Origin of the sequence: Streptomyces sp. NPDC044984 (assembly GCF_040646935.1) — a bacterium.
Classification (GTDB): Bacteria; Actinomycetota; Actinomycetes; order Streptomycetales; family Streptomycetaceae; genus Streptomyces.
The window spans coordinates 134,230-159,921 of the sequence record NZ_JBEZBE010000015.1 but is presented as its reverse complement, the minus strand read 5'-3'; the positions used below and the strand labels follow the sequence as shown (position 1 = coordinate 159,921).

Annotated in this window: 20 protein-coding genes; 9 read left to right on the top strand and 11 right to left on the bottom strand. The window is 72.4% G+C overall.

Annotated elements, in window-relative coordinates; genetic code table 11:
* Window positions 1-750: 750 nt before the first annotated feature.
* The 5 genes from AB0A94_RS18565 to AB0A94_RS18545 form a co-directional block, all read right to left on the bottom strand.
* On the bottom strand, window positions 751-2,052 hold the full coding sequence (locus tag AB0A94_RS18565) for a diaminopimelate decarboxylase (protein ID WP_361745516.1): 1,302 nt from the start codon (window positions 2,050-2,052) through the stop codon (window positions 751-753).
* A 213-nt stretch (window positions 2,053-2,265) separates the two neighbouring features.
* Window positions 2,266-3,915, bottom strand: coding sequence for a helix-turn-helix domain-containing protein (locus AB0A94_RS18560; RefSeq protein ID WP_361745514.1), 1,650 nt, complete (start codon window positions 3,913-3,915; stop codon window positions 2,266-2,268).
* A 253-nt stretch (window positions 3,916-4,168) separates the two neighbouring features.
* Window positions 4,169-4,756, bottom strand: coding sequence for a hypothetical protein (locus AB0A94_RS18555; RefSeq protein WP_361745513.1), 588 nt, complete (start codon window positions 4,754-4,756; stop codon window positions 4,169-4,171).
* The gene (locus AB0A94_RS18550; protein ID WP_361745511.1) at window positions 4,753-6,384 is read right to left on the bottom strand and encodes a HAMP domain-containing sensor histidine kinase; all 1,632 of its coding nucleotides are present in this window, start codon (window positions 6,382-6,384) and stop codon (window positions 4,753-4,755) included. Before AB0A94_RS18550 ends, AB0A94_RS18555 begins: the two co-directional genes overlap by 4 nt.
* Window positions 6,381-7,067, bottom strand: a complete 687-nt coding sequence (locus tag AB0A94_RS18545) for a response regulator transcription factor (RefSeq protein WP_004993338.1) — start codon at window positions 7,065-7,067, stop codon at window positions 6,381-6,383. The genes AB0A94_RS18550 and AB0A94_RS18545 overlap by 4 nt, the downstream gene beginning before the upstream one ends.
* A gap of 163 nt (window positions 7,068-7,230) precedes the next feature.
* Here AB0A94_RS18545 and AB0A94_RS18540 point away from each other — a divergent pair, with 163 nt between their 5' ends.
* Both AB0A94_RS18540 and AB0A94_RS18535 read left to right on the top strand, forming a co-directional pair.
* Window positions 7,231-8,136: a DUF3152 domain-containing protein gene (locus AB0A94_RS18540; protein ID WP_361745509.1), complete on the top strand. Its 906-nt coding sequence runs from the start codon at window positions 7,231-7,233 to the stop codon at window positions 8,134-8,136.
* A 42-nt stretch (window positions 8,137-8,178) separates the two neighbouring features.
* A complete protein-coding gene (locus tag AB0A94_RS18535) occupies window positions 8,179-8,562 on the top strand; it encodes a hypothetical protein (RefSeq protein ID WP_361745507.1) in 384 nt (127 codons plus the stop codon).
* Window positions 8,563-8,980: 418 nt separating this feature from the next.
* Here the strand turns inward: AB0A94_RS18535 and AB0A94_RS18530 are convergent, their stop codons facing one another.
* Complete coding sequence (locus AB0A94_RS18530) at window positions 8,981-9,316, bottom strand: PIN domain-containing protein (protein ID WP_361745505.1); 336 nt, start codon at window positions 9,314-9,316, stop codon at window positions 8,981-8,983.
* 115 nt (window positions 9,317-9,431) lie between these two features.
* Here AB0A94_RS18530 and AB0A94_RS18525 point away from each other — a divergent pair, with 115 nt between their 5' ends.
* The 3 genes from AB0A94_RS18525 to AB0A94_RS18515 all read left to right on the top strand — a co-directional run bounded on the left by AB0A94_RS18525 (window position 9,432) and on the right by AB0A94_RS18515 (window position 14,351).
* Entirely contained in the window at window positions 9,432-10,433 is a 1,002-nt protein-coding gene (locus AB0A94_RS18525) for a TerC family protein (RefSeq protein ID WP_361745503.1), read from the top strand.
* A 58-nt stretch (window positions 10,434-10,491) separates the two neighbouring features.
* Window positions 10,492-10,728: a hypothetical protein gene (locus tag AB0A94_RS18520; protein ID WP_361745501.1), complete on the top strand. Its 237-nt coding sequence runs from the start codon at window positions 10,492-10,494 to the stop codon at window positions 10,726-10,728.
* 344 nt (window positions 10,729-11,072) lie between these two features.
* On the top strand, window positions 11,073-14,351 hold the full coding sequence (locus AB0A94_RS18515; RefSeq protein ID WP_361745499.1) for an FG-GAP-like repeat-containing protein: 3,279 nt from the start codon (window positions 11,073-11,075) through the stop codon (window positions 14,349-14,351).
* Between the two features lie 151 nt (window positions 14,352-14,502).
* Here the strand turns inward: AB0A94_RS18515 and AB0A94_RS18510 are convergent, their stop codons facing one another.
* From AB0A94_RS18510 to AB0A94_RS18500, 3 genes are read right to left on the bottom strand one after another with little or no spacing between them, the layout of a single operon-like run.
* Window positions 14,503-15,012 carry an inclusion body family protein gene (locus tag AB0A94_RS18510; RefSeq protein WP_217127261.1) on the bottom strand — a complete coding sequence of 170 codons (510 nt, stop codon included), beginning with the start codon at window positions 15,010-15,012 and terminating at the stop codon, window positions 14,503-14,505.
* A gap of 59 nt (window positions 15,013-15,071) precedes the next feature.
* Window positions 15,072-16,922 carry a thiamine pyrophosphate-binding protein gene (locus tag AB0A94_RS18505; protein WP_361745497.1) on the bottom strand — a complete coding sequence of 617 codons (1,851 nt, stop codon included), beginning with the start codon at window positions 16,920-16,922 and terminating at the stop codon, window positions 15,072-15,074.
* The gene (locus AB0A94_RS18500) at window positions 16,919-18,958 is read right to left on the bottom strand and encodes an FAD-dependent oxidoreductase (protein ID WP_361745496.1); all 2,040 of its coding nucleotides are present in this window, start codon (window positions 18,956-18,958) and stop codon (window positions 16,919-16,921) included. The genes AB0A94_RS18505 and AB0A94_RS18500 overlap by 4 nt, the downstream gene beginning before the upstream one ends.
* Before the next feature lie 647 nt (window positions 18,959-19,605).
* On the opposite strand from AB0A94_RS18500, the gene AB0A94_RS18495 reads away from it, so the two are divergent.
* The gene (locus AB0A94_RS18495; protein WP_361745494.1) at window positions 19,606-20,379 is read left to right on the top strand and encodes a polysaccharide deacetylase family protein; all 774 of its coding nucleotides are present in this window, start codon (window positions 19,606-19,608) and stop codon (window positions 20,377-20,379) included.
* Between the two features lie 66 nt (window positions 20,380-20,445).
* On the opposite strand, the gene AB0A94_RS18490 is transcribed toward AB0A94_RS18495, so the two are convergent.
* The gene (locus AB0A94_RS18490; RefSeq protein WP_361745576.1) at window positions 20,446-20,601 is read right to left on the bottom strand and encodes a hypothetical protein; all 156 of its coding nucleotides are present in this window, start codon (window positions 20,599-20,601) and stop codon (window positions 20,446-20,448) included.
* A 540-nt stretch (window positions 20,602-21,141) separates the two neighbouring features.
* Between AB0A94_RS18490 and AB0A94_RS18485 the strand changes: the two genes are divergently transcribed.
* The 3 genes from AB0A94_RS18485 to AB0A94_RS18475 all read left to right on the top strand — a co-directional run bounded on the left by AB0A94_RS18485 (window position 21,142) and on the right by AB0A94_RS18475 (window position 24,147).
* Entirely contained in the window at window positions 21,142-21,345 is a 204-nt protein-coding gene (locus AB0A94_RS18485) for a cold-shock protein (protein WP_123453305.1), read from the top strand.
* A gap of 232 nt (window positions 21,346-21,577) precedes the next feature.
* Window positions 21,578-23,098 carry a DEAD/DEAH box helicase gene (locus tag AB0A94_RS18480; RefSeq protein WP_361745492.1) on the top strand — a complete coding sequence of 507 codons (1,521 nt, stop codon included), beginning with the start codon at window positions 21,578-21,580 and terminating at the stop codon, window positions 23,096-23,098.
* Window positions 23,099-23,796: 698 nt separating this feature from the next.
* Entirely contained in the window at window positions 23,797-24,147 is a 351-nt protein-coding gene (locus AB0A94_RS18475) for a MerR family transcriptional regulator (protein WP_361745490.1), read from the top strand.
* A gap of 300 nt (window positions 24,148-24,447) precedes the next feature.
* On the opposite strand, the gene AB0A94_RS18470 is transcribed toward AB0A94_RS18475, so the two are convergent.
* Window positions 24,448-25,653, bottom strand: coding sequence for an FAD-dependent oxidoreductase (locus tag AB0A94_RS18470; RefSeq protein WP_361745488.1), 1,206 nt, complete (start codon window positions 25,651-25,653; stop codon window positions 24,448-24,450).
* Between the last annotated feature and the right edge of the window lie 39 nt (window positions 25,654-25,692).

Below are 25,692 nucleotides of genomic sequence, written 5' to 3'. Positions count from 1 at the left end.
CCCGGTGTTCACCGGACGAGAACGAACGGCCGCGTGTTCCCCCTCACCCGACGACGGGTGTTCGAACGCTGCCGGAGATGCAGCGTATGACATGCGAGTGACAACTGAGGAACCTGTTAAGGCGACTTGACGAGAATGCGGAGGCGGCAGACCGGTGTCCGGCATCAGCGGCCCGGGAAGGTGCCTCGACTCGTGTGACGGCGAAGCGAGTTCAGCGGTCTCCTCGGCCGCCCCGACCCGTCATCCGTTCCGTCATCCATTCCGCCCGCCGGCCCGACCCCCCGGCCCGTCCTCCGTTCCGTTCGGCTTCCCGGGCGGGGAGCGCGAGGTCGCTCCTCGCGCCCGAACCGGCGGAGGAAGTCCCGGACCGTCGGTCCGGGACTTCCTCGCCGTCAGCGGGTCTGCGCCCACACCGCCAGCAGACCCACCACGGCCGTGCCCGCTCCGTAGCACGCGCCCCGGAGGAACTGGTCGGCCGCGATGCGGCGGCGGCGCGAGATCCACCGCGCGGCGTCACACGTCGCCCGGCCGCAGCGCGCCCCCGCGGCGGACAGCCGTCGTCCGGTGATCCTCCGTCGGCCCGGGGGTGCCGCTTTCTCCGTGGAGCACCCTGACCGGGCGCGCCGTACTTTCATGGCGGTTGCACCTGCCTTCCTCGGTGTGGTGGTTCTCCCCGGGCAGCCGGGCACGGTCGCGCCGGCCCGAGTGGCTGTGCCCGGGGTTCTGGCGGGGTACGCGGGAGAGCCGGGGTCACCGTCCGGCGAGGGCCGGGACCGGGTGGGCGGCCTGTGCGGGGCGCAGCGGCCGGAAGGTGACCCGGCCCTCGGCGTCGACGCGGGCGCCGTGCACGGCGGGTTCGGGCAGGCTGTTGTAGTGGAAGGGCGTGGAGAAGTAGTAGGCGCCGGTGTCCGGGACGACGACGAGGTCGCCGACGTCGAGGAGGGGCAGCGCCCGGTCGCGGGCCAGCAGGTCACCGGCGAAGCAGCACGGGCCCGCGACGTCCTGCCGTACGGGCCGGCCGTGCTTGGCCCGGCCGCGGGGGTCGTGGGCCTCGATCCGCAGGGGCCACGCGTCGGGGGCGAACACCGTCCGCGTGGCGACCTGTGCTCCGGCGTGGGTGATCGCAACGGGACGCCCGCCGACGGTCTTGGTGTACTCGACGTACGCGGCCATGAACCCGTTCTTGGCCAGCACGGAGCGGCCGAACTCGGTGACGATCTCGTACTCGCCCGAGAACAGGGCCGGCGCGTGTGCGCGCAGGTGGTCCACGTAGGTGTCGAAGCCGGGCGTCGTCTCGTCGCTGTCGAAGTTGACCGGCAGTCCGCCCCCGATGTCGATGCCGGTGACCTGCCGGCGGCCGAGGTGGGCGTTGATCTCCTCGGCGAGGTCCACCGCCTTCGCGATGCCCCGGGCGATCAGGTCCAGGGGGCAGCCCTGCGAGCCGACGTGCGTGTGCACCCAGGTCAGCCAGGGGCGGTCCCGGTACGCCTGGAGCAGTCGTCGCCGGTTGCCCTCGTCCTCCAGGGGAATGCCGAACTTCGAGGTCGCGGTGGCGGTGCTCATGGCGGTGATCGAGCCGGCGCCGACCTGGGGGTTGACGCGCACGCCGATCCGCGAGTCGGAACGGCGGGCCGCCAGGATCTCGTCCAGCCGCGCCAGTTCCTGGAAGCTGTCCGCGTTCACCGCGATCCCCAGGCTCAGGGCCCGGGCCAGTTCGGCCCGCGTCTTGGCGGGGGAGTCGAACACGATGTGCGCGGGTGCGAAGCCCGCCTCCAGCGCCTGGGCGAGTTCGCCCGCACTGGCGACCTCGCAGCCCATGCCGCTCAGGCGCAGTTCCTCGAGTACCGGAACCAGGCAGTTCGCCTTGGCCGCGAACGCGTGCAGCACCCGGAGGGAGTCGGGGAACGCGCTCCGCAGGGACGTGACGGTCTCGTTGACGCCGTCGAGGTCGACGAACCCGGCCAGTACGGCCGTCTCGGGTTCCAGGAGTCCCTGCTGTACGGCTGCCCGCAGAATCCGCTCGCGCCGGTCGGCCTTGTCGGAACCACTCATCGTGCACCCTCCCTGAACCGGGGTCTCACCGCCGCACGACGGCCGTGGGGCGGACCACCAGACTCCCGGCGCGGCGGTGCGGGTGTCTTCGTCGGGAGTCCCGGTGTTCCGCCGCGCGGTTCTCACCGTGGAGCGAAACCGCGGACGTGGCGCGGCCGCCTTCGTGGCCGGGCACGACGGAACCGCCCCTTCCTCGTGGCGGCGCCCGAGTGCTCACGCCTCCCGGCCCCCGCGCTCGAGGAGGCGCAGTTGCAGCTGGGCGAGGAGCCGGGCGTCCGGACTGCGCAGGTCGAGCCCGGACACCTCGGTGATCCGGCTGATCCGGTGCCTCAGGCTGTTCGCGTGCACCCCCAGCGCCCGCGCGGTGTCCGGCACATGGCCGAAGTGGTCCAGGTACACCCGCAGGGTCCGCACCAGGGTGCCCCCGCCGTTCCCGGCGTCGAACGCCACCAGGCGTGCCACCGGTGTCTCCGGCGCCGGGGCCGGTCCCGTCAGCGTGTCCAGCATCTGGTTCAGGGCGATCGACTCGGCCACCTCGTCCGCGGAGGCGACGGTGCGGTGCTCTCCCGCCGAGAGCAGGGCCCTCAGTGCCAGGTCCGCCGACCGGCGGGACTCGGGCAGGGCCGCCAGGGTGTCGACCACCGTGCCCAGACCGATCCTGGTCTCCGGCCCGAACACGTCGGCCACCTGCCGCACCAGTGACCTCCCCAGACGCGCGACCTGTTCGACGGCCCGCCGCACGTCCTGGTGCAGCGCGCCCACCAGGACCAGGGCCCCCTGGTCGACCGGCACCACCACCGACGTGAGGCCGTTCGCGCCGCAGCACACGGACAGCAGGGCGCACAGCCTCCCGGTCTCCTCCCCCTTGCAGGAGGCTCCGGGGCGTACCGCCAGGACCGCGCAGTGCCCGTGCGCCGGTATCCCGGTGCGTTCGGTCAGCACCTCGGCGGATCCCCGTCCGTCGAGCAGCGCACGGGCCGTGTCCTCGACCAGCCGGGCGTGCGTGCGGTGCGACCGGTGGTGCAGCAGGTGCGCGGCGGCCGCCCGCGCCGCCGACCGCAGCGTGTCGGAGGCGTGCGGCGGGAGGTCACCGCCCGCGGCCGCCACCCAGATCGATCCCAGGATCTCCCCGCCCGCCCGGACCGCCACCACCAGGCGTTCGGGATTCTCCCCGTGCGCCGGCCGGTGGATGACGTCCCCCGAGCCCCACAACGCCTGGAAGAACCCGGCCTCCCGCATGGCGGCCACGCGCCACTCCGGCACCCGGCGGCCGAGGATCGTCAGCCGGCGCAACTCGTCCACGTCCTCCTTCGTGGACGAGTACGCCAGGACCCGGGACTCCACGTCCTCGATCGTCACCGCGCCGCCCACCAGGACCGCCACCGCGTCGGCCAGCCCGTTCAGGTCGCCCGGCAGCACGGCCGCCACCGCCGGATCGGCGGGGACCCCGGACAGGACCAGACCGGCCCGCAGTGCGCCGACCAGCTCGGTCCAGCCGCACCACGCCGTCCGGAAGAGCACCGCCGTACCGGCGTCCTCGACGGCCGCCCGCAGCGACTCCGGGGGCCGCCCCGGCCTTCCCGGCCCGAAGACCACCGCGGCCGCGCCCGATCCGGCGGCCTCGCGCACGACGTCGACGGCGGCGGCCGAGTGCGGATCGACGCCCACGGCCAGCACCACCTGCCCCCGGGTCGGCCCCGCCTCCAGCGGGTCCAGCACGGTGACTCCCTCGACCACGACCCCCAGGCCGCGGGGAGCCAGGTACGGCTCCAGCGCACCGGCCCCCATGACCGACAGCAGGCTTTCCAGCGTCGGTCCCGCCGCGGCGGTGTCCCCCTGCCCCGCCCTCTCGTTCAGCGCCATCCGGCCCCCCACTTCGGTGCGTCACGTGACGCTGAGTGTAGGAGGCCTCACAGGAAAGGGTGAGGCATATGCCCGGAAGCGGCCGGCCGGCCCGCCACCGCGCGGTCGGGCGGGGGCCGTGGCCGGAAGGCCGGTTCCGGTCCTGGGCGGGGGCCGTCCTGGGTGGGGGCCGTCCTGGGTGGGGGCCGTCCTGGATGGGGCCGTCCGGTGGTCAGCCGGAGGGCTCCCACGGGGTCGGTGCTTCCGGCTGCTCCTACGAAGGGGACACGACGGGGCACGCGTGGTCCGACTGCGTCATCGCCCATCCGTCCCCGAACACATGGAGGCTGCTGGGCGCGGCGGAACGGCGCGCGGTGTCGCCGTCGGCTTCCGCGTCGGCGCGGGGGACGGTGGTGGGGGCCAGTGAGGCCGCGTGGTTCACCGTGCACGTCAGCTGGAGCATGGCCAGACGGCTCAGTGGTGCCGTCTCACCGGGGAGCCGGACGGAGAGGATGCCGTCGCCGTCGATCGCCACCCGTGGCGCGTCCGTCAGGCGGGGCAGCTCCGTGGTGGCCGCCGGGGCCTCGTTCGCGGCCGACGCCTCGAACAGCAGGCTTACGACGGCCTTGAGGTTCCCGGCGTCGTCGACCCGGTGGGGATGGGGCACCAACTCCCCGTCGCGCAGGAAGAAGAGGGAGATGGTGGCGGGCGTCGAGGGTGGTGTCGCACTGGGGGAGACCATGCCGCTCGCCGGCGCACCGGCCTCGATGACACCGGACGGGGGGACTCCGCACGCCGTGAGCGCGACCGCGGCCGCGGCCGTGAGCCCGGACAGCAGCGCTGCCGTCCGCGAGCCCCTCACCGGGTGCCCCCGTCGGCCTCGGTGTCGGTGTCGTCGCGGTGCAGCGGGAGTTCGACCGTGAACACCGCGCCGCCCCGGGGCAGGTTCGCCGCCCGGATGCGCCCCCCGTGCAGGCGCACGTTCTCCGCCGTGATGGCCAGACCAAGGCCGCTGCTCTCGCTCCTGGCCCGTGAGGTGCTCGCCTTGTAGAACCGCTCGAAGATGTGCGGCATGGCCTCCTCGGCGATCCCCGGTCCGTTGTCGGTCACCTCGATGACGGCCCACGCCATGCCCGCCCCGTCCACCCGTACCCCCATGGTCAGCCGCACGGGCGGCGCTCCGTGCCGCAGCGCGTTGCCGATCAGATTGGCCGTCACCACGTCGAGTCTGCGCGGATCGACGCGCGCGCGGAGCTCACCCGGTCCGGGCAGCCGGGTCTCCACCTGCTCCTGCCGCCACCGGGAGGCGACGGTGCGCCGTACGGACTCGGCCAGGTCGATCTCGTCCCGGTTGAGTTCGGCCGCCCCCGCGTCGAAACGGGAGATCTCCATCAGGTCGTTCACCAGTCCGCTCAGCCGGTTCGTTCCCTCGCTGATGAGCCGCAGCGCCTCACCGCTCTCCCCTTCCCCCTCCAGGTCCAGCACGTCGGTGACCGCCGACATCGCCGCCAGCGGCGTGCGCAGCTCGTGGGAGACGTCCGCCACGAAGCGGCGCCCCTGGGCCTCCAGGCGGCGCAGCTCCCTTACGGTCCGCTCCAGTTCGGCCGCCGTCTCGTTGAAGGCCTGGGAGAGATCGGCCAGTTCGTCGGAGCCGGTGACGTCCAGCCGGACGTCGAGATGCCCCGCGGCCATCCGGCGCGTCGCCCGGCGCAGCGCCCGTACGGGACGCAGTACGCCGCTCGCGGCGAGCAGCGCCAGGACGACGGCGAGGCACAGGGCCACCAGGGTGGCCCGCTCGATGCCGTGGACCATGGCCTCGACGTACCCCTCTTCGGTGGTCTGCGGGACCTCCAGGTACATCACGAGCCCGGAGAGCCTGGTCTCCAGGCCCTCGCCCCAGGTGTACGTGACGGGCATGCCGACGACGAGACGAGGACGCCCGTCGACGTTCACCCGCTGGAACACCGCGACACGTCGGTCCCGGACGGACCGGAGCATTTCGGGGCTCAGCTCGACGAAACCGGCGCTCGGCGCATAGGCGCGGTGGCCACCGTACGTGGCCATGATCCGCCAGCCCGACGAACGGTTCGCGTCCAGCACCTGGTCCACCGCGGACTGGAGGTCCGCCCGGTCCGGGGCGAAGGGGATGGAGGGCGCGACGGCGTCGACGCTCGTACGGAACCGGTTGATGACGGAGTCCTGGCTCTGCTGGAGCACCCCCGTGCGCGCCTCGCGGAAGGCGAGGGCCCCGGTGCCCAGGGAGCTGGCCATGGCCACCAGGACGAAGGACGTCAGCAGGCGGGGGCGCAGACCGCGCAGGGGGAGCGGGATGCGTGCCAGGGCCGCCCGGAGGAACCGCCGGGGGCCGGCACCCGGTACGGCGGCGGGGAGCTCTTCAGCCGTGGGGACCTCGGATGCGGTTCTCCGCTCCCCGGCGGTCTTCCGTGTCCGTACGGTCCTCCGTGTCCGCGCGGGCGCCCGGTCGCTCATGAGGTGCCGAAGCGGTAACCGAATCCGCGTACGGTCTGCACGTAACGGGGATTCCTGCCCTCGCCGAGCTTGTTGCGCAGTCGCTTCACACAGGCGTCCACGAGCCGTATGTCGCCGTGGTAGCTGTGTTCCCAGACCGCTTCCAGCAGCTGCTGGCGGCTGAACACCTGGCCGGGCGAGGCCGACAGGGTCAGCAGCAGCCGCAGTTCGGAGGGGGCGAGGGCGACGGGTTCGCCGCGGTGCGTCACCACGAGCCCGGCACGGTCGACGACCAGCTCGCCGTGCGTCTCCGCCCGGGGACGGGTGCCGTCCGGCAGCGACGCGTCCTGTCTGCGCAGCACGGCCCGTATCCGTGCGTCGAGCACCCGGGCCTGCACGGGCTTCACCACGTAGTCGTCCGCACCGGTCTCCAGTCCCACGACCACGTCGACGTCGTCTCCCCGGGCCGTCACCATGATGATCGGCACCTGGTCGCGGTCCCTGATCCGGCGGCACACGTCCAGGCCGGACATGCCGGGCAGCATGAGATCGAGCACGACGACGTCCGGCCGGAAGGGGAGGAGCTGTTCCAGCCCTTCCTCCCCCGTCTCCACGGCGAAGACCTCATGCCCCTGATGCCGCAGACCCAGTTGGACGGCCCTGCGGACATCTAGGTCGTCTTCGACGATCAGGACCCGTGGCATTTCGGCAGTGTAAGCAGACCGGACGAGACGACCGTCCCGAGGAAGGCCCCCCTCCGACCGCCGTTACACAACGATCACACGGGCCGGGGAACGCGGGCGCCGTTATCTTTCCGTGACAGCGCCGGCTCATGGGGATCATCTGGGATCACCAGATTGAGCTGCCATGCATTCGGCACGAGAGCGGCAGTCCGCACCCGCCACCGGCAGCACCGCGGCCGGTCACCGCGCCGGTCACCGAGCCGGTCGCCGACGCCGGTCCGCCCATCGCCGGGGACGGCCGCGCCGCCGGGGCCGGAGCCTGCTGATCGGCCTGCTGGTGGCCGTCGGCCTGCTGGGTTCGACGGCGTACCTCCTGGGAGGCGGGCGGAGCGACGCGTCGAGCGGTGCGCCGCACCCGCGGAGCACGCACGTCACCCCCACTCCCACACCGACCCCCTCCGCCTCCCCTTCCTCCTCCCCCTCCCCCTCTCCCTCCGCGAGCCGGACCGAGATCGACGTCCCCCCGACGGGCAGCGGGACGTTCGTCACCGCGCAGGCCAGTGGGGAGACGGTGGGCAGCGGTTCCCGCCCGGTGCGCTACGTCGTGCAGGTCGAGACCGGCCTCGACGTCTCGCCGTCCCAGGCGGCGAACGAGATCGCCGAGATACTCGCCGCCCCGCGGGGCTGGACCCACGACCCGGACAACGCGTTCCAGCTGGTGGGCGCGGGATCGCCGCACGACATCACGATAAGGATCGCGACACCGGCGACGGCGGACGCCCTGTGCTGGGCGGGCATCCAGCAGGACACCGGAGGCGAGTACAACTGCGAGGTTCCCGGAGGGGTGGTGGTGAACCTCAAGCGCTGGGTCAAGGGCTCGCCCAACTTCGACGGGCCGATCCATGACTACCGGGCGCTGATCATCAACCACGAGGTGGGGCACTTCCTCGGTCATTCGCACGTGACCTGCGGGGGCGCCGGGCGACCGGCCCCCGTGATGATGCAGCAGATCAAGGGCCTGCACGGCTGCGTCGCCAACGCCTGGCCCTACGACGAGAACGGTGACCTCGTCACCGGACCGCCCGTATGACCGGCGCCGGTCCCGGGGCCGGCCGTCACGGCGGACGGCGACGTGGTGGCACTCGGCGACGACGTGCCGAAGGACGACCCGGCCGACGCCGGCAAGCAGCGGGAGACCTCGGACGGCGGGAGCGACGGCGCCTCGGCTCCCGTACCGGTGCGGATCTCCGTGCCGGCGGGGACGCCGGCAAAGAACGCCGCCGAATCCGCGAAGGTCACCATCGAGGTGGGCTCGTCGGAGGGCGAGGTGCTGGCGGTGCCCCTCGCCGCGCTGCACACGTCCGCAGGCGGGAAGGCCCGGGTGCAGGTCGTGTGCGGCGGCGAGGTGGTGGACGCCGCCGTCGAGGCCGGGCTCTCCGCGGACGGTCAGGTGGAGGTCACCCCGTCGTCCGGTGCCGCCCTGAAGCCCGGCGACCAGGTGGTGATCGGGTGGTGAGCGGTCCGCCGATGACCGGTCCGCCGTCCCCCGTCGTGTCCGGCGCGGACACGGACACGGTCATCCGACTCACCGGCGTGGGCCGGACCTTCGACTCCGAACCGCCGGTGCACGCCCTGCGCGCGTAGTCGTGCCCCGCGGGCGGGCCGGGCGGGGCGGGCAGGGACAGCCGGTGCGGGCTCCGTGGGGACGGGACGCCCGCACCGGCCTTTCCGCCGGAGCGGGCCCGGACCGGGTCCGGAGCAGCGCACGGCGACCGACCGCGGTGAGACACGTGACCGACGAGCCGCGTCACGCCGAGGCGGTCGGCACCAGCCCCGAGAAGGAGAAGGAGACGGTGAGCACCGCCCTGTGCGGTCGCCATGCCCCTCCCCCGGTCTCTCCCCGCGCCGGAGCACCGCGGTCCCGGAGCCCCTCGTCACAGCGTCAGGTCGTCGGGCAGGACCCGAAACGCCTTGTGCCGGCCCAGAGGGCGTACGGCACGGAAGTCACGGCGGTCCAGGGTGAGGATCGCGTCGGTGTCGTAGTCGGCGGCCAGCGCCACGTTCACGGCATCGGCCAGGTCCAGGTCCAGCGCGCCGTGGCGGACCCGGACGGACTGGGCGGCGCCCAGGTGGTCCTCCGTGATCTCCGGCATGACGACCCGGCCCCGGCTCATCCAGCGGCGGAGGTCGTCGACCGCGCTGACGGCGGCTTCGCGTCCGAGTTCGCGCGTGGCGACGTGGTCGAGTTCCGCCAGCAGGAGCGGGGACATGACCAGGAGGCCGGCCTGGCGCGGTGCCGGGGGGTGCGCCGAGGAGACACCCGCCGCCCCATGCACCAGACTCGGAGGGAGACCGCCGGTCGACCACGCTCGAAGGGCCGGACCCGTGCACGACGTTCCGCTGTGGCTGTGGATGGTCTTCGCCGTCACCGTACTGGTGTCCCTGACGGTCGATCTGCTCGCGCACCGGCAGGCCCACGTCATCGGGTTCCGGGAGGCCGCCGCCTGGAGCGGGGTCTGGGTGGGACTGGCGGTCACCTTCGGCGCCGTGGTCTTCCTCGTGGTCGGGACGACCGCCGGAGTGGAGTACACCACCGCGTGGCTGCTGGAGAAGAGCCTCTCGGTCGACAACCTCTTCGTCTTCGCGCTGATCTTCGGCTACTTCCGGGTCCCGCGCGCCTACCAGCACCACGTCCTGTTCCTCGGCGTCCTCGGCGCCCTGGTCTTCCGGGGCGTCTTCCTCGCCGCTGGCGTCGCCGTGGTCAGCCGCTTCACCGCCGTCCTGTTCGCCTTCGCCGCCGTCCTCTTCTACAGCACCTACAAGATCCTCAAGGAGGAGGAAGACAGCTTCGACCCCGGCAGGAGCATCGCCGTACGCCTGCTCCGCAAGGTCGTCCCCGTGCGGGACGACTACGCCGGGGCCCATTTCTTCGTCAAGGAGGCCGGCAGGCGCGTCGCCACCCCGCTGCTCGCCGTCGTCGTCGCGATCGAGGCCGCCGACCTCGTCTTCGCCGTCGACAGCGTGCCCGCCGTCCTGGCCGTCAGCAGCGACGCCTTCATCGTCTACACCAGCAACGCCTTCGCCATCCTGGGTCTGCGCGCCCTCTACTTCATGCTCGCGGGCCTGCTGGACCGGTTCCAGTACCTGAGCAAGGGCCTGGCGCTCATCCTCGCCTTCATCGGCGTCAAGCTCGTCCTCCAGGCGTCCCACGAGATCGTCAGCCCCGCCGTGCCCGAGATCCCCTCTCCGCTCAGCCTCGCCGTCATCGCCACCGTCCTGAGCGTCTCCATCGCCCTCAGCCTGCTGCGGCCCCCGCCCACCGGCCACGAGGACGCGCCGCCGGCGGCCGACGCCGGTCCGCCCGAGGGCCGTACCCGGGAGCGGTGACCGGGTCCGATCACCAAGGGAAACCCAAAAGCAACCAAAAGAGCGGTAACGTTGCGTTATGTCCAAGGCGAAAGAGCAGCCGACGCCGTCCCGGGCCGAGCACGTGTGCCGCTCGTGCGGACACCCCGTGAACGCCGCCCTGGAACGGCACAAGACGATGGGGGTCTACGTCCCCGTATGGACCGCCGGTCCCTGCCACAACCCGAAGTGCCCCGACCACGTACCCGAACAGCTGTCGGTCCCTTCCGTACGCGGCGAGACCCGGCGGACGCCCACCGGCCGGCAGCGCGACTGAACCGAAGGGGTGACCGGACCTCAACGGCCGGCCGGCGTGCCGTACCCGTCTCCCACGGGCCCGTTCCCGGCCGGTGAGCAGGCGTGGGTCCTGGACCCGTCACAGCTCGCCGCGGACACACCGAACGGTGCCGGCCAGGGGTCTCCGCCGGTGCCGGGCGCACCGGGAAGCGCCGCGCGACCGCCGCTCGGTGCGGCACGTTCCCGGACGGAAAACCGCGACAGACGGTCATGAGCATGCTGTTAGGCTCCCCTTCACGCGCGTGGGGGGGAGCGGTCGGGGGGCCGGGGGACACCAGGGCGTCGCCACGTCCCGCCATGCCTTCTTCTTGCCTTCCAGGAGGAATGGTGATCCGACCCGGCCGACACGGCCGCAGACCCGTTCTCGGTTCCCGTCCAGCACACCCCGGTCCGCCGGCGGCACGTACCGCGGCCGTCCTGGCGACGGCGCTGGCCCTCGGCCTCCCGCTCGTCGCCGTGCCGCACCCGGCGGCGGCCGCGCCGCAGTCGGCCGCCGATTCCGTGCTGCCCGCCGCCCCGCGCGCCATTCCCAGGGCCACACAGATCCTCAACGCGGGCACCAGCGGCTTCCTCTGGGCCCAGGAGGGCGACGACCGGCTCCTGTGGACCGACTACGCCACCGGAACCACAACCGCGCTGGAGCAGCGGCTGGACGTCCCGGTCCAGTACGACATCGACAGCGGTTACTTCCAGGAGTCCGCCTCCTTCCAGCCCGGCTACTACGGCGACGGGTCCGACACCGTCGCCCTCCACTCGGAGGAGGACTCCCGGGTCACCCTCCTCCAGGGCGCGGGCACTTCCGGCGGCACCGCCGTGGTGCCGGTGCCCGAGTACCACACCTACCGGGGCACCTTCGGCTCCACCGTCCTCACCAGCACCAGCGGTGTCAGCGGAAACCCGAACGCCTACCAGCTGTGGCGGGTCCAGGACGGGGGCGGGGTCGGACGGACGCCCGTGACCGGGCTGCCGGACGGCGCGGGCAACGTCGTCGTCGAGGACGGCGACGCCCGGTCCGTCGTCCTGCGCTACGAAACCGGCGAGGACGGCTGGGGCCACTGGGGCGTCGTCGACCTGTCCACCGGCGTGTTCAGCCCGCTGCCCGACCGGGTCTCCCCCGACGACGGCTGGGAGGTGACCGGCTTCCGGCTGGGCCCCGACTCGGTGCTGCGGCTGCGCGGCGGGCGCGCCAAGGCCGACCTGTACGACCGTGACGACCTGACCGCGGCACCCCGCACCTTCGACACCGGCTCCCTGAGCCACCAGGCCGCCTACGGGATCGTCGGCGACGCGCTGCTCGGCGTCGAGCCGGTGTCGCCCGGCGACAACAAGTACCGGGGCCAGCCGCTGTGGGCCCTCACGACCGACGGCACGGACACCGACATGACCGAGGTCATGGACCCGGCCGCCCAGCGGATCGTCCAGGCACCGGACGGCTCCGTCCTCGTGGCCGGGGCGGAACGGTACGTCGGACAGGGCGACCTCGACTGGGGCGTGTACCGCGTGGCCCGGGGCGCCGACGGTTCCGTCACCCGTGACCGGGTGACCGCCGTACAGCCGATGCCCGCGCGGATCAACGGGCTCTCGCTCGGCAGCGGCATCCTCACCACGGCCGACAACAGCACGCTCTACGAGCCGAACACCGTCATCGGCGCCTACCGCAGCACCTGGTTCACCACGGGCGGCACCCCGGGCGTGGCCAGGAGCACGGTGGACGGGCTGGTCAGCGGGTCGGACGGCAACTGCACCGCCGGTACCGGCCACTGCATCCGGATGTTCGCCGACGGCACCGGCCACCACGGCCGCCGCGACTCCACCGAGTCCGGCCTGACCATGCTGCGCGCCAACGGCGCCGGGAACTGGGGCCCGACCCTCGACACGGGCGACTCCGCCCCGCAGCTCGAGGACCTCTCCGGACGGTACGCGATCGTCGACGGCGCCTCCTCCGGCCGGCAGTACGTCGGTGAGTTCGCCGGCGGTTCGGCGGGCAAGGTCCTGCAGAACCGGGAGCGGGTCGCCGCGGCCGTCTGGGGCAACACGCTGTGGAGCGGCGCGGCCACGGGAGGGAAGGTCACGGCCACCCGGCTCCCGTCCGGCACCGCCGTGGAGTCCTTCACCACCCGCAACGGCTGCACCCCCTCCGACCTCCAGGCCGTGGGCCGCTGGGTGTACTGGACCTGTGTGGACGCCTGGGGCACCGTGCAGGGCTCGGGCGTCTACGACCGTACGGCCAAGCGCACCGCCACCGCCCCGGCGAGCAGGGTCCTCCTCGGGGACGGCTATCTCGTCGAGCGGGTCGGCGGCACCCAGTCGGGCAGCGGGCTGAACCTCATCGACCTGCACAACGGGCTGCCGGCCGGCGGCGACCACACGGAACTGCCGAGCCGCAAGCTGGCCGACTGGACCGACATCGGCCGGGACAGCCTCAGGGTCGGCCTGAACTGGACGGTGGACCGCTTCGGTGGCGGCGTCGCCTATGCCGACCGCGAGCAGCGCGTCCACCTCGTGCCGACCGGCGTTCCGGCGTCCGCCCTGTCGGCCATCGACTCCACGGTCACGTCCGGGGCCGCGAGCTGGTCCGGCACCTGGTGGCTGTCGAAGCCCGCCGCGTCCTGGAAGGTGACCGTCCGCCACAAGGCGTCCGGCGCCACCGTACGCACCCTGTCCGGCTCCGAGGCCCGTGGTCTGCTCACGGCCGCCTGGGACGGCAAGAACTCCGCGGGCCGCCCGGTCACCAACGGCACCTACACCTGGACGCTCACCGCCCAGCCCGCCGACGGCCAGGGCGCCGCCCTCAGCCTCTCCGGCAGCGTCGCGGTGACGGCCGGAGCGGCGGCACCGCGCGATCACGCGGGCAAGGACGGGATCGGTGACGTCCTGACCCTCAACTCCTCCGGCACCCTCACCGTCCAGCGCGGCACCGGTACGGGCACGCTGGGCGCCAAGGTCTCCGGCACCGGCTGGCCCACCACCGCGACGTTCGTGCCGTTCGGCGACCTCGACGGCGACCGCTGCAACGACGTGCTGGTCCGGCTGAGCAGCGGCGCCCTGCGCGCACACCGCCCGGCCTGCGGCAAGGCGGCGACGCCCGCGACGCCGTACACCTCGCTCGGCACCTCCGGATGGAACCAGTACGACGTGCTGACCGCGCCGGGTGACGTGAGCGGTGACGGCCGCCCGGACCTGATCGCCCGGAACGCCTCCACCGGCACGGTCTACCTGTACAAGGGCACCAGCACGGGCAAGCTGTCGGCGCGCGCGAAGCTCTACGACAACTGGAAGACGTACAAGAAGGTCGTCGGGGCCGGTGACCTCGACGGCGACGGCATCGGCGACCTGCTCGCCCAGGACAAGTCGAACAACCTGTACCGGTACACCGGCACCGGCAAGGGCACGTTCAAGGCCCGTGTGAAGGTCTTCTCGAACTGGGGCGCCTCCTACAACGCCGTCGTCGCGGTCGGCGACATCACCGGCGACGGCAGGACGGACCTCGTCTCGCGCGACACCAACGGCAACCTGTACCGCAACAGCGGTGACGGCAAGGGCTCGTTCGGCGGCCGCACGAAGATCGCGACGGGCTGGAAGGGGTACCGGGCCGTCGTCTGAGCACCGGCCCCGGGGGGGGTCCGGCCGCGGACACCCCGGGGCCGGGCCCCGGCCGTGTCCCGGCGAACGGCGACCGCCGGGGCGGGACGGCTTCCGCTGAGCGTCGGCCGCCGCCCCGGCGTCGCCCCCGGCCCCCGGGGGCGTCAGGTCCTCAGGGGCGCTCGATGGTGATGAAGGGGTCCCACTGGAAGTACCCCTGCAGGTTGCGGTGGCGGTCCAGGATCTGGAAGTAGAAGTGGTAGACGACCTTGCCGGTCCGCTTGACCGTCGTCCGCCAGTAGTGGTCCTCGTACTCCTGGGTCGTGAACGCCGGCGTGCCCTCGCTCCCCTCCTGCGGCATCGGGTAGACGCCGTCGACGACCTCGATCTCCGGGGTCCTGATGAGCACGTGGTCGTTGTCGCTGCTCACGTACCGGTACAGGAGTGCCTTGTAGTCGCTGCCGAGCGACAGCGTCGTCTCCCGCCACTTGACGCTGTCCCCGGGTTCGGCCCGGAGGTTCAGCTCGGCGCCCGACGTGCCGATGATGTGGTCCTGGCGCGTCGTCATGTAGATCAGGCTCTCGTCGGCGTAGGTCGGCGCGTCGGGGTTCCGCGACGCGCTCGGGTTCCGCTCGACGATCGTGGCCGCGTCGAACGCGATCAGCACGTTGAGTTCAGCCATGTCGTGCCCCTTTCGGATACGAGTCGTGTCCTCGTGCTCCCCGGCGGGCCGGCGGCCCGTCAGGCGGTCGTGCCGGGCTTCGGCACCTTGTACGCCATCGCCCGCGGGTAGTCGTGCCGGTGCAGGCGGACACGGACCAGCAGCGGTCCGGCGTTGACCGGGTCGGCGGGGTCGGTGAGACGGGTCAGCAGGGCGTCCAGTTCGGCGGTGTCCGTGACCCGGACCCCGTGCGCCGGGGTGTCCTCGCCGGCGAAGACGGCGGCGAGGCGGTCGTGGTGCCACGGGTGGAGGACGTTGTAGAAGTCCGGCTCCGGGTGGTCGGGGCCGGCGTAGTAGGACGGGTGGACCAGCATCTGCTCGATGCCGTAGAAGTGCCCGTTGTCCATGACGAACACCACCGACCGCAGCCCGAGCCGGGTGTGGGTGGAGATCTCCTGGCAGGTCTCCTGGAAGGCGCCGTCGCCGACGAACACCATCGGACGGGCGGGCGCGCGTTCGGGGGCGAGCGCGGCGCCGGTGGCCGCGCCGACCGACCAGCCGATGGACAGCCAGCTGACCTGGGACAGGAACCCGCCCGCGGGCAGTGACAGGTTCATCGAGCCGATGAGGGAGAACGCGGCGTCGGAGACGACCGTCCAGTCCTCCCGGGTCTCCTCGCCCAGGAAGTGGTTGATCCGGTCGAACACGCCGTCGTAGGTGAGGTGTTCGGGCGTGCGGGACGGCGAGCCGGGGAGGCTGAGTGCGGCCCGGTGGTGCTCCAGGGTGACGGGGTGCTGTCCGGGCACTCCGTGGTGGGCGCGGGCGTGGGCGTGGGCCTCGGCGTAGTAGTCGGCGGTCAGCCCGCCGGAGCCGTAGGCCTTGACCAGCGCGTCCTGGAGGGCGGGCAGCAGGTGCTCGAGCTGGACGTCGGGGAAGTAGGAGGTGCCGACGCTGACGCCGCCGTGCGCGGCCATCACCCAGTCGGTGCCGACGGACTGCTCGCCGCCGAGGTTCTTCGACGTGGACCAGGCGCCGAGTCCGATCCGGCAGGTGGCCCACTCCTTGAAGATCCGGTGCACGTCCGGGTGGCTGGCGTGGCCGTTGTAGACGCCGTGGAACTGCGGCTGGTCCTCGTCGAGGACGGCCTTGGCGCCGACGGTGGTGCAGTACGGCACCCCGGTGGCCTCCACCAGGTCGGTGAGCTGCCCGCCGAGGCGGAACCGGTCGGTCTCCTCGCCGGCCCACACGATCGGGCGGGGCCTGCCGTCCGGTCCCGGGTGCTCCTCGATCAGGGTGAGGATCGCGTGGACGGCGTTGTCCAGCATCGTGCGGCCGCGGGCGCCGAGCGGCCGTTCGCGGGGGACGATCGGCGCCTCGGGTGCGGGACAGGGCTCGTCCCACAGGTCCTCCATGACCTCCAGGTAGACCGGCCGGCGTTCGGTCAGGCAGGCGGTGAGCGCGGCGTCGATCTGGCCGGGGGCGAGGCCCGGGTGGGAGATGGCCTGCGCGTCCACGGTGACCTGCCGGTAGACGTCCAGGTTGCTCTCCGTGCGCGGGCTCATGTGGGAGGTGAGCAGGCCGAGGGCGCGCTGGTTCTGCCACTGCTCGTAGGGCGGGGAGGCGTTGACGGCGACGAGCGGGACCTGCTCGACGTAGGCGCCGCCGCAGGCGTTGAGCAGGTTGAACGCGCCGACGCTGTAGGTGACGGCGGCGGCGCCGATGCCGTGGATGCGGGCGTAGGCGTCGGCGGCCTGTCCGGCACCGCCCTCGGTGGGGGTGCCGACCCACTCGATGTCGCCCTCGGCGCGCAGGGCGGTCAGGAACGGGCCGAGGTGGTTGCCGGGGACGCCGAAGAGGTGGGTGATGCCCAGCTCGGCCAGGCGCAGGGCGAGGTAGCGGGCGACCGTGCACCCGGGGTCGAAAGCGATCACGACGTGTGCTCCTCCCGGTCCGGGCCCGGGGTGGTGACCGGCGCGGCCCGGTGGACGGCGACGGCGGCGCGGACGGCGCTCTCCAGGGCTCCCTCGATCCAGGCGTGCTTGAGGGAGGTGTGCTCCCCGGCGAAGTGCACGGGGCCCTCGGGCCGGGAGACGTCCAGGTGGAAGCTGGTCATCTGGTGGGCGGTGTAGATGGCGGCCTCGCCGAAGGCGTACGGGTCGCGGGCCCAGCTCTGGGTGGCGCCCCGGCCGGTGAAGAACACCTCGATGCGGCGGCCGTGCAGGGCCTGGAGGTTGCGCAGGGCGTAGACGTAGCGCTCGGCGTCGGGCATGGAGTCCCAGCGGGCGGCGTCGTCGGACCAGCAGTACGAGGCGAGGACGACGCCGCCGGTGCTGCCCTCGACCCGGTGCGAGGGGTAGTACATGAACCGGTTGGGGTTGTCGGCGGCGGAGCCCCCGCCGAAGCAGTGGGTGGCGGGGCGGACGGCGGGGCCGCGCAGCGGCAGGGTGCTGTCGATCCGCCGCATCTCCTCGGTGACGCCGTTGTCCTTGACCGCGGCGCCGAGCAGGCCGGCGGCCGGGTCGGGAAGGGTGACGCGGGGCGCGGTGTCCGCGTCGCCGCCGTGCCGGTAGTACGCGTACAGGCCCGGCGCGATGTCCTCCAGCTCGTCGCGCCAGTCTTCCTCGGTGAACTCCCACCACCGGTGGCTGAACTCCAGCAGCACCTTGGTGGCCTGGTCGTAGTGCGTCTCGATGATCGCGCGGCGCTTCTTGTACGACATCGAGGGGACGATCTCCACGAAGCGCAGCGCGGAGAACGGGACGGTGACGATCGCCAGGTCCGCGGTCCACAGCCGCGGCGGTGCCTGGGGGTCGTCCTCGGCGACGGTCTGCACGGCCACGCCCCAGCCGTCGGGACCGACGGCGCCGGTGCCCTCGGGGTCGGCGTCGCGGCTGGGATCGTGGTATTCGAGGCGGATCATGCGGTGGCCGAGCCGCACCTCGTCGAGCAGGCCCTGGTGGAGGGCGTCCGGCAGGCGCCAACTGCCGCCGGGGATCTCCCAGTAGCGGACGCCGGGGTTGATGTCGCTGCGGCTGAGGAAGCTGTGGAAGAAGGAGAGGTGCAGCCGGGAGGACATGTTCTCCAGCGTTCCGACGGCCTCGACCGCCTCGTCGCTGAGTCCGGCGTGGTCGCGCAGGAAGCCGCCCATCGAGTAGCCGTCGAAGTCCCGGATGACCCGGGCCCAGCCCTCGATCCACTCGGCGAAGGGTTTGTCGACGCGTTTTCCGTCGACGACGTCGGAGTAGTAGTCGCGGACGCTCTCCAGCGCGTCGTCGACCATTTTCACGACGGGGGAGCGGACCTCGTCGTCGGTGAGGTGGAATTCCTCGTTGATCCGTTCGGGACCGGTGGCGTAGTCGGACCGTCGCACCTGGACGCGGTTGGCGCGGATCCAGGAGTTGCCGCGCTTGTCGGGTTCGCGGAAGTCGGGGCTGTCGTCGCCGTAGGTCCAGGTCCGGCCGGTGAAGGAGGTGTAGGTGACCGGGGGGACGGGGACGTCGGGGCCGCTGCCGGTGGAGGGGTCCACGTCCACGTTGTAGAACTGGCGGCGGCCGAGCCCGAGCTTGTCGACGAGGGCGAGGACGAGCGGGTGGAAGTCGGGCAGCCGCATGGCGCCCGCCTCGGCGTACTGGGCGGGATCGGCGAAGGGCTGGTCGTGCTCGGTGGCGCGGAAGGTCTTGATGCGTCCGCCGACGCGGCCGGTGTTGGCCTCGAGGACGGTGACGTCGTGGCCGGCGTCCTTGAGCAGACGGGCGGTGACGAGGCCGGTGATGCCGGCGCCGACGATCAGGATCCTCTTGCGCGGGTGGTGGGTGGGGCCGAGGTGGCCCGTGTCGATCAGGGTGTGGAGGTAGTCGAGCTTGAGGTCCTTGTCGTCCGGGCCGACGAGGAGGAGTTCGCGGGCAAGTCGGAGACAGGTCTGCCAGCGCGCACGGGTGGCGGAGTTTTCCCGTGGAATGTCGGTCATAGCTTGCGATCGTAGAGATGGAGAAACGGTTTCCCGCTTCCTCCGGGAAACAAAGTCCAAAAAGCGCTGATCGGGCCGCTTGACGTGAATTCGACTTGCTCGGACTTTTCTTGCCGGACGACAGATTCACCCGGGACGGATGAGAAAAAAGAAACGAAGCCGAATCGATAATTCACTGATGGGGTGCGGAGATCCTGGTGTCTCGATGGTGGTGGCCCCGTCGGCCGGCCGAGGTGAAAAGGGCACCGGAACGGCGACTTTTCCCCGCCGGGCCGTCGCCTCCGCACAACCGCACGAGCGCCGCACGACCGCCGCACGACCGATACCGCTGCTCGCCACCGCGGGCGGCCTGCTCACCTCCGCCGCCACGCGCGCGTCCGCCACGACCGCCTGCGCCTCGCCGGTTCACCACCGCGTGGTCGGCGTCCTCGCCGACGGCACCGGGACCGCGGCCGCGCACCCGTGGCGGATCCGGCCGGACCTGGTCCGAGCACCTCCCCGGGCCCGCCGCCCGTCGAGTTGTCCGCGAACTCCCCCGGCATTGTCCGTGATCGGTAACGGACGCATCCCGTGGACACCGTCCCCCGTCTTGTCGGGTGGCCGGGACGGCCGGGGGAAGACAGCGACTACGTGAGGGCGGGGCGGACATGGCACGGCACGGTGGCGGGCGCGGCTGGTACGGCAAGCTGGTCGGGGCGGCGCTCGGGGTGACGGTGCTCGCCGTCGGTGCCTCGGTGTGGACCGCGCAGGCCGACGTGGTGGGCGACCCGTCACCGAAGGCGACCGCGCCCGCCACGCCGGGCGGTGCCGCCGAGCCGGTCGACAAGAGCATCGTGCACGCCTCGGACCAGGGGGCGCGCGGCGTCAACATCACCATCGACGACGGTCCCGACCCCGCGTGGACCCCCCAGGTGCTCGACCTGCTGGAGGAGTACGGGGTGAAGGCCACGTTCTGCGTGACGGGGATCCAGGCGCAGGCCCATCCGGGCCTCGTGAAGGAGATCGTCGCGGCCGGGCACCGGCTGTGCAACCACACGGTGTCGCACGACGTCACGATGGACAAGAAGCCCGAGGCCTACCAGAAGAAGGAGATCCTCGACGCCGAACGCATGATCATCGAGGCGTCCGGGGGCGTACGGTCGATGTACTACCGGGCACCCGGCGGGGCCTTCACCCCCTACAGCCGCGAACTGGCCGCCTCCCGGGGCATGCGCCCGCTGGGCTGGAACGTGGACACCAAGGACTTCGAGCAGCCGGGCGCCGACGCCATCGTCGCCACCGTCCAGCGGGAGATCTCAGGCGGGCCGACGGTCCTCTTCCACGACGCGGGAGGCGACCGCGCCCAGACCGTCGAGGCCCTGGGCCGCGTCCTGCCCTGGCTCAAGGAGCAGGGCTACTCCTTCGGCTTCCCGGTGCGCTGAACCCCGCGACCGGCCGCCGGGGCCGGTGCGCCCGCTCTCCCGCACCGCCCCGTCACGACCGCCCCGTCACGGGCGGCCGAGGGCCCGGTACTCCCAGTCGGCGGCGCGCCACCGGGCGGGGTCGAGGGCGTGGCGCCCGTCGACGATGCGGCGGTGGTTCACCACGGCGCCCATGGCCTCCGGGGCTGTCCGGCGGTCAGGGGCGCACGCGCCGGTCTTCACAACCTCTCCCCATAGGGGGATATTTAGAGTTCAACAAGAATTCGCCACGACACGGAAGCCCCTGGTCGCCCTTTCGGGACGTGTGCACCGTCCGCACCGAGACGCGCCCGCCCCGCGCGTCTTCGCGGTGACCGTGGTCCCGGCCGTCGCACCGGCGCGGCGGATGTGACCTTCGTCGCGGCAGTGGGGATTCGGCGCGTTCGCCGTCGGGCGCTCCGCCGATGCCGCCGACGGCGGCACCTCCGTCGTCGGCGGAGGTCACAGGGGTGCGGGCGGAGGCGCACGGCGGGAAGCCAGCGCTTCACGGAGAGCAATATCTGTGTCCGCGACATGAGAAACAGGTGCGGGGCACGGCACGTATTCCCCGACCGCCGACCGGATCGAAATTATCGGCCACGCAGGGCCGATCGCACCGTGCTACTGTCGTTACCAGTTGCAGGTGTGGTTGCCAGAAGGTTCATTTCCGACGGGTTAATCATCACGGCGACACGGAATTCACACAAGGTGAATTCCCGATACCGCCTCCGAAGGAGAAATGACATGGCTACCGGCACCGTGAAGTGGTTCAACGCGGAAAAGGGCTTCGGCTTCATCGAGCAGGACGGCGGCGGCCCCGACGTCTTCGCCCACTACTCGAACATCGCCGCCCAGGGCTTCCGCGAGCTGCAGGAAGGCCAGAAGGTGTCGTTCGACATCGCGCAGGGCCAGAAGGGCCCGACGGCCGAGAACATCGTTTCCGCCTGACACCGGCGGCGACGCGTACTTCGCAGCTGGGGCCCGCACCTCTGGGGTGCGGGCCCCGGCTCGCTGCATTTCAGGGCGCACGGCGGAAAGGCTCCACCACTTCACCGACCGGTGACGTTCTTTCCGTCGGCCCGATGCCGCCCCCATCGAATCCGGCTCGTCTCGAGATTCTCTGCGCCGCTCATGTGCTGCGGGAATTCCTTGGTACGTGCCTCATCAAGGAAGGTTCCGCATGAAGCGTGCCCGCACGTCCCGCACCTATGACCGTTCCGGAGGAGACTCCGGCGCGCCCCGCTCCGGCGCCCCCCGCTCCGGCGCCTCTCGCTCCGGTGGTCCGCGTCGTTCCAAGGGTCAGGGAAACCGACCGGCCGGACGGCCCGTACAGGGCGAGTTCGCGCCGCCGAAGACGATCACGCCCGCGCTGCCCGCCGTCGAGTCGTTCGCCGATCTCGACATGCCCGCCCGGCTGCTGGACACGCTCGGCCGCGAAGGCGTGACCGTGCCGTTCCCGATCCAGGCGGCGACGCTGCCGAACTCCCTGGCCGGCCGTGACGTACTCGGCCGGGGCCGCACGGGCTCGGGCAAGACCCTCGCCTTCGGTCTCGCGGTACTGGCCCGGACGGCGGGACAGCGGGCCGAGCCGCGGCGGCCGCTCGCCCTCGTCCTCGTCCCCACCCGCGAGCTCGCCCAGCAGGTCACCGACGCGCTCACCCCGTACGCCCGCTCCGTGGGCCTGCGGCCGGCCACCGTCGTCGGCGGGATGTCCATCGGCCGGCAGGCCGGTGCGCTGCGCGCCGGGGCCGAAGTCGTCGTCGCGACGCCCGGACGGCTCAAGGACCTGATCGACCGGGGCGACTGCCTGCTGGACGACGTCGGCATCACGGTCCTCGACGAGGCCGACCAGATGACCGACATGGGCTTCATGCCCCAGGTCACCGCCCTGCTCGACCAGGTGCGCCCCGACGGGCAGCGGATGCTCTTCTCGGCCACCCTGGACCGCAACGTCGACCGCCTGGTCCGCCGCTACCTGACGGACCCGGTGGTCCACTCCGTCGACCCGTCGGCGGGCGCCGTCACCACGATGGAGCACCACATACTCCACGTGCACGACGAGGACAAGCACCGGACGACCACCGAGATCGCGGCGCGGGACGGCCGGGTGATCATGTTCCTCGACACCAAGCACGCGGTGAACCGGCTGACCAAGCACCTCCTGAGCAGCGGTGTCCGCGCCGCGGCCCTGCACGGCGGCAAGACCCAGCCGCAGCGCACGCGGACCCTGGCCCAGTTCAAGAGCGGGGACGTGACGGTGCTGGTGGCGACCAACGTCGCGGCGCGCGGCATCCACGTCGACAACCTCGACCTGGTCGTCAACGTGGACCCGCCCACCGACCACAAGGACTACCTGCACCGCGGCGGCCGTACGGCCCGCGCCGGGGAGTCCGGCAGCGTCGTCACCCTGGTGACCCCCGACCAGCGCCGCGACATGAACCGGCTGATGGCTTCGGCGGGCATCACCCCCCGGGTCACCCAGGTCCGGTCGGGCGAGGCGGAGCTGAGCCGCATCACGGGCGCCCAGGCCCCTTCCGGCGTCCCGGTCGTCATCGCCGCGCCGGCGGTGGAACGTCCCCGCGGCGCGTCCTCCCCCTCCCGGAGCCGCCGGGGCCGCCGGGGCCGCGCCGGCCAGGGCCGGCCCGCCGGTGAAGGGGGCCGCAGGACACAGCGGCGGCCCGACTTCGGCCCGGCCGCCTAGAGTCGCAACGATCGCACGTCCACCCCCGTCGGCAGGAGGCACCCATGACACCCGCTCGGACGCGGCGCCTCGGAGGCACTCCCTCCCCCGAGGCCGCACCCCGCTCCGGACGCACCGGCACCGCCGGGGGCACCCCCTTCCGGGAGGTGTGAGGACAGGCGGAAGACCGCCACCAGGAGACACGAGGGCCCTGCCGACGCGCGTCGGCAGGGCCCTCGTCGTCGTTCCGCCGCCTCGCCGTCCACGACGACATGTTCCCCGCCGTCGCTGACCACAGGGTATCTGCGGCACCAGCGCGCCAAAATCTATCTTTGTCAGAGTAGACATTGCGGCGCAGTGTGGTTAGTCTTCTTCTTGTTGACACGGTCGAGCAAGACCCGGCAGACACGAACTGGCGGGTAGCAGTACCGCAGCACCCGTTCATCAAGTGGTTGGTCCGGAGGAAAGGACGGAGGAGCAGACGCCATCAGGATCGCCCGGCACCGAGAAGCTTTCGGTCCGGGTACCGCAGGACCCCGGAACGGATGGTGGTCTTTGGTCACGCAACCGCGATCCCCGCACCCCCGCCCCCACCGGGCCGGGTAGCGGAAACAGAAGGTCGGCACAGCATGAGGGCCGACCGATGGTGTTCAATTTCCTTCGGGGCCCTGGTGCCGTACGGCACCAGGGCCCCTCGACGCGTTGTACAACGAGGTGACATGCCAGCAGACACTCCACTCAGCGATCGTCTGGACGACGACGACTACCCCGCGTACACCATGGGCCGGGCCGCCGAAATGCTCGGTACCACCCCCGGCTTCCTCCGGGCCATCGGTGAGGCCCGCCTGATCACTCCGCTGCGCTCGGAGGGCGGACACCGCCGGTACTCCCGCTACCAGCTGCGGATCGCCGCCCGCGCCCGCGAGCTCGTCGACAGGGGGACCCCGATCGAGGCGGCCTGCCGCATCGTCATCCTCGAGGACCAGCTCGAGGAAGCCCAGCGCATCAACGCCGAGTACCGACGTGCCGCGGGCGAGGCGTCCCACGGTGCCGGTGCCGGTCCGAGCTGACCACGTGGGCGCGGGCGGCTCCCGCGCACGGTGCTCCACCGCGCGTGGGCGTCCGGACGGGCCTCGTACGTGAGCGCCGTCATGACCGGGGTTCCCTGCCCGGACGTGAGGCGCGGGCCCCGCGGCCGGTTCCAGGGCGGCACGCGTCCGCCGGCGGCGCGAACCCGCTCCGCGAGCCCGGGCAGCCGGTGTCCGGGAGGCGGACACCGATGTGCCGGCCCGGGCGGCGCCGCGTTGTCGTCGCCGCCCACGTCAGCGGGCTTCCGCACGGGGCGTCCCACGCGCGCGGCCGGGTGCGCGTCAGGCCGCGGCCCTGGCCGTCGGGTCCGGGGCGGCCGGCTCGCGGAGCACGCCGCGGGCGCGGGTCGGGATGCCGAGGGTCGGGTTGGCCACGCCCCAGGCCGCGGCCTTGCAGACCAGCTCCTTGTAGCGGGCGGCGAGGCGTCCGGTCAGGGCCGCGTCGACGGCGCGGTCGTCGGCGGTGACGTACTGGATCAGGCCCTCCTTGCGACCCAGCGAGATGCACTGGTTGAAGTAGCGCAGCGGCGCGTTCGGGAGCTTGCCGCCGGTCAGGCGGGCCGCGATGGAGTCGGCGGCCTGCCAGGCGGTGGGGGTGCCCGAGGCGCAGGACATCCGCAGCGGCTTGTCGCCGGGACCCCTCACCATGGCCGCGTCGCCGATGGCGTACACGTCCGGGTGGGAGACCGAACGCATGGTGCCGTCGACCACGATCTGGCCCGTGCCGGTGGTCTCCAGGGCGGTCGCCCGCGCGATCGGGTGGACGGCGAAGCCGGTGGTCCACAGGGTGACCGCGGCCGGGAGGGAGCGGCCGTCGGCGGTGGTGACCCGGTCGGCCGCGACGGCGGTGACGGACGCCTGCTCGTGCACGGTGATGCCGAGCTTGTCGAAGACCTTCCGCAGGTGCCGGCGGCCCTTGGCGGAGAGCCAGTCGCCGAGCTCGCCGCGGGCCGCGAGGGAGACGTCGAGGTCCGGGCGGGCCTCGGCGATCTCCGTCGCCGCCTCCAGTCCGGTGAGTCCGCCGCCGACCACGACCACGGACTCCCCCGCGCCCAGACCGGCCAGGCGTTCGCGCAGGCGGAGGGCCCCGGGACGGCCGGCGATCTCGTGGGCGTGCTCGGCGGCGCCGGGGACGTCCTGGTGGTTCCAGCCACTGCCGAGGGCGTACACGAGGGTGTCGTACACCAGTTGGTCCGTTCCGCCGCCGCCGTCGGTGACGGTGACGGTGACGGTCCTGCGGCCGACGTCCACGCCGGTCACCCTCGCCTGCCGCAGTTCCACGCCGGTGCCCGCGAACATCTCGCTGAAGGGACGGGGCCTGAGCTCCTGGCCCACCGCGAGCTGGTGCATCCGGACGCGCTCGACGAAGTCGGGCTCGGCGTTGACGAGGGTGATGGCGACGTCCTCGCGGCGCAGCCGCCTGGCCAGGCGGCCGGCGGCGACGGCTCCGGCGTATCCGGCTCCGAGGACGATGATGCGGTGCTGCATTTCCCTGCTCCTGTCGTCGGCTCTTCGGCGGGTCGCCCC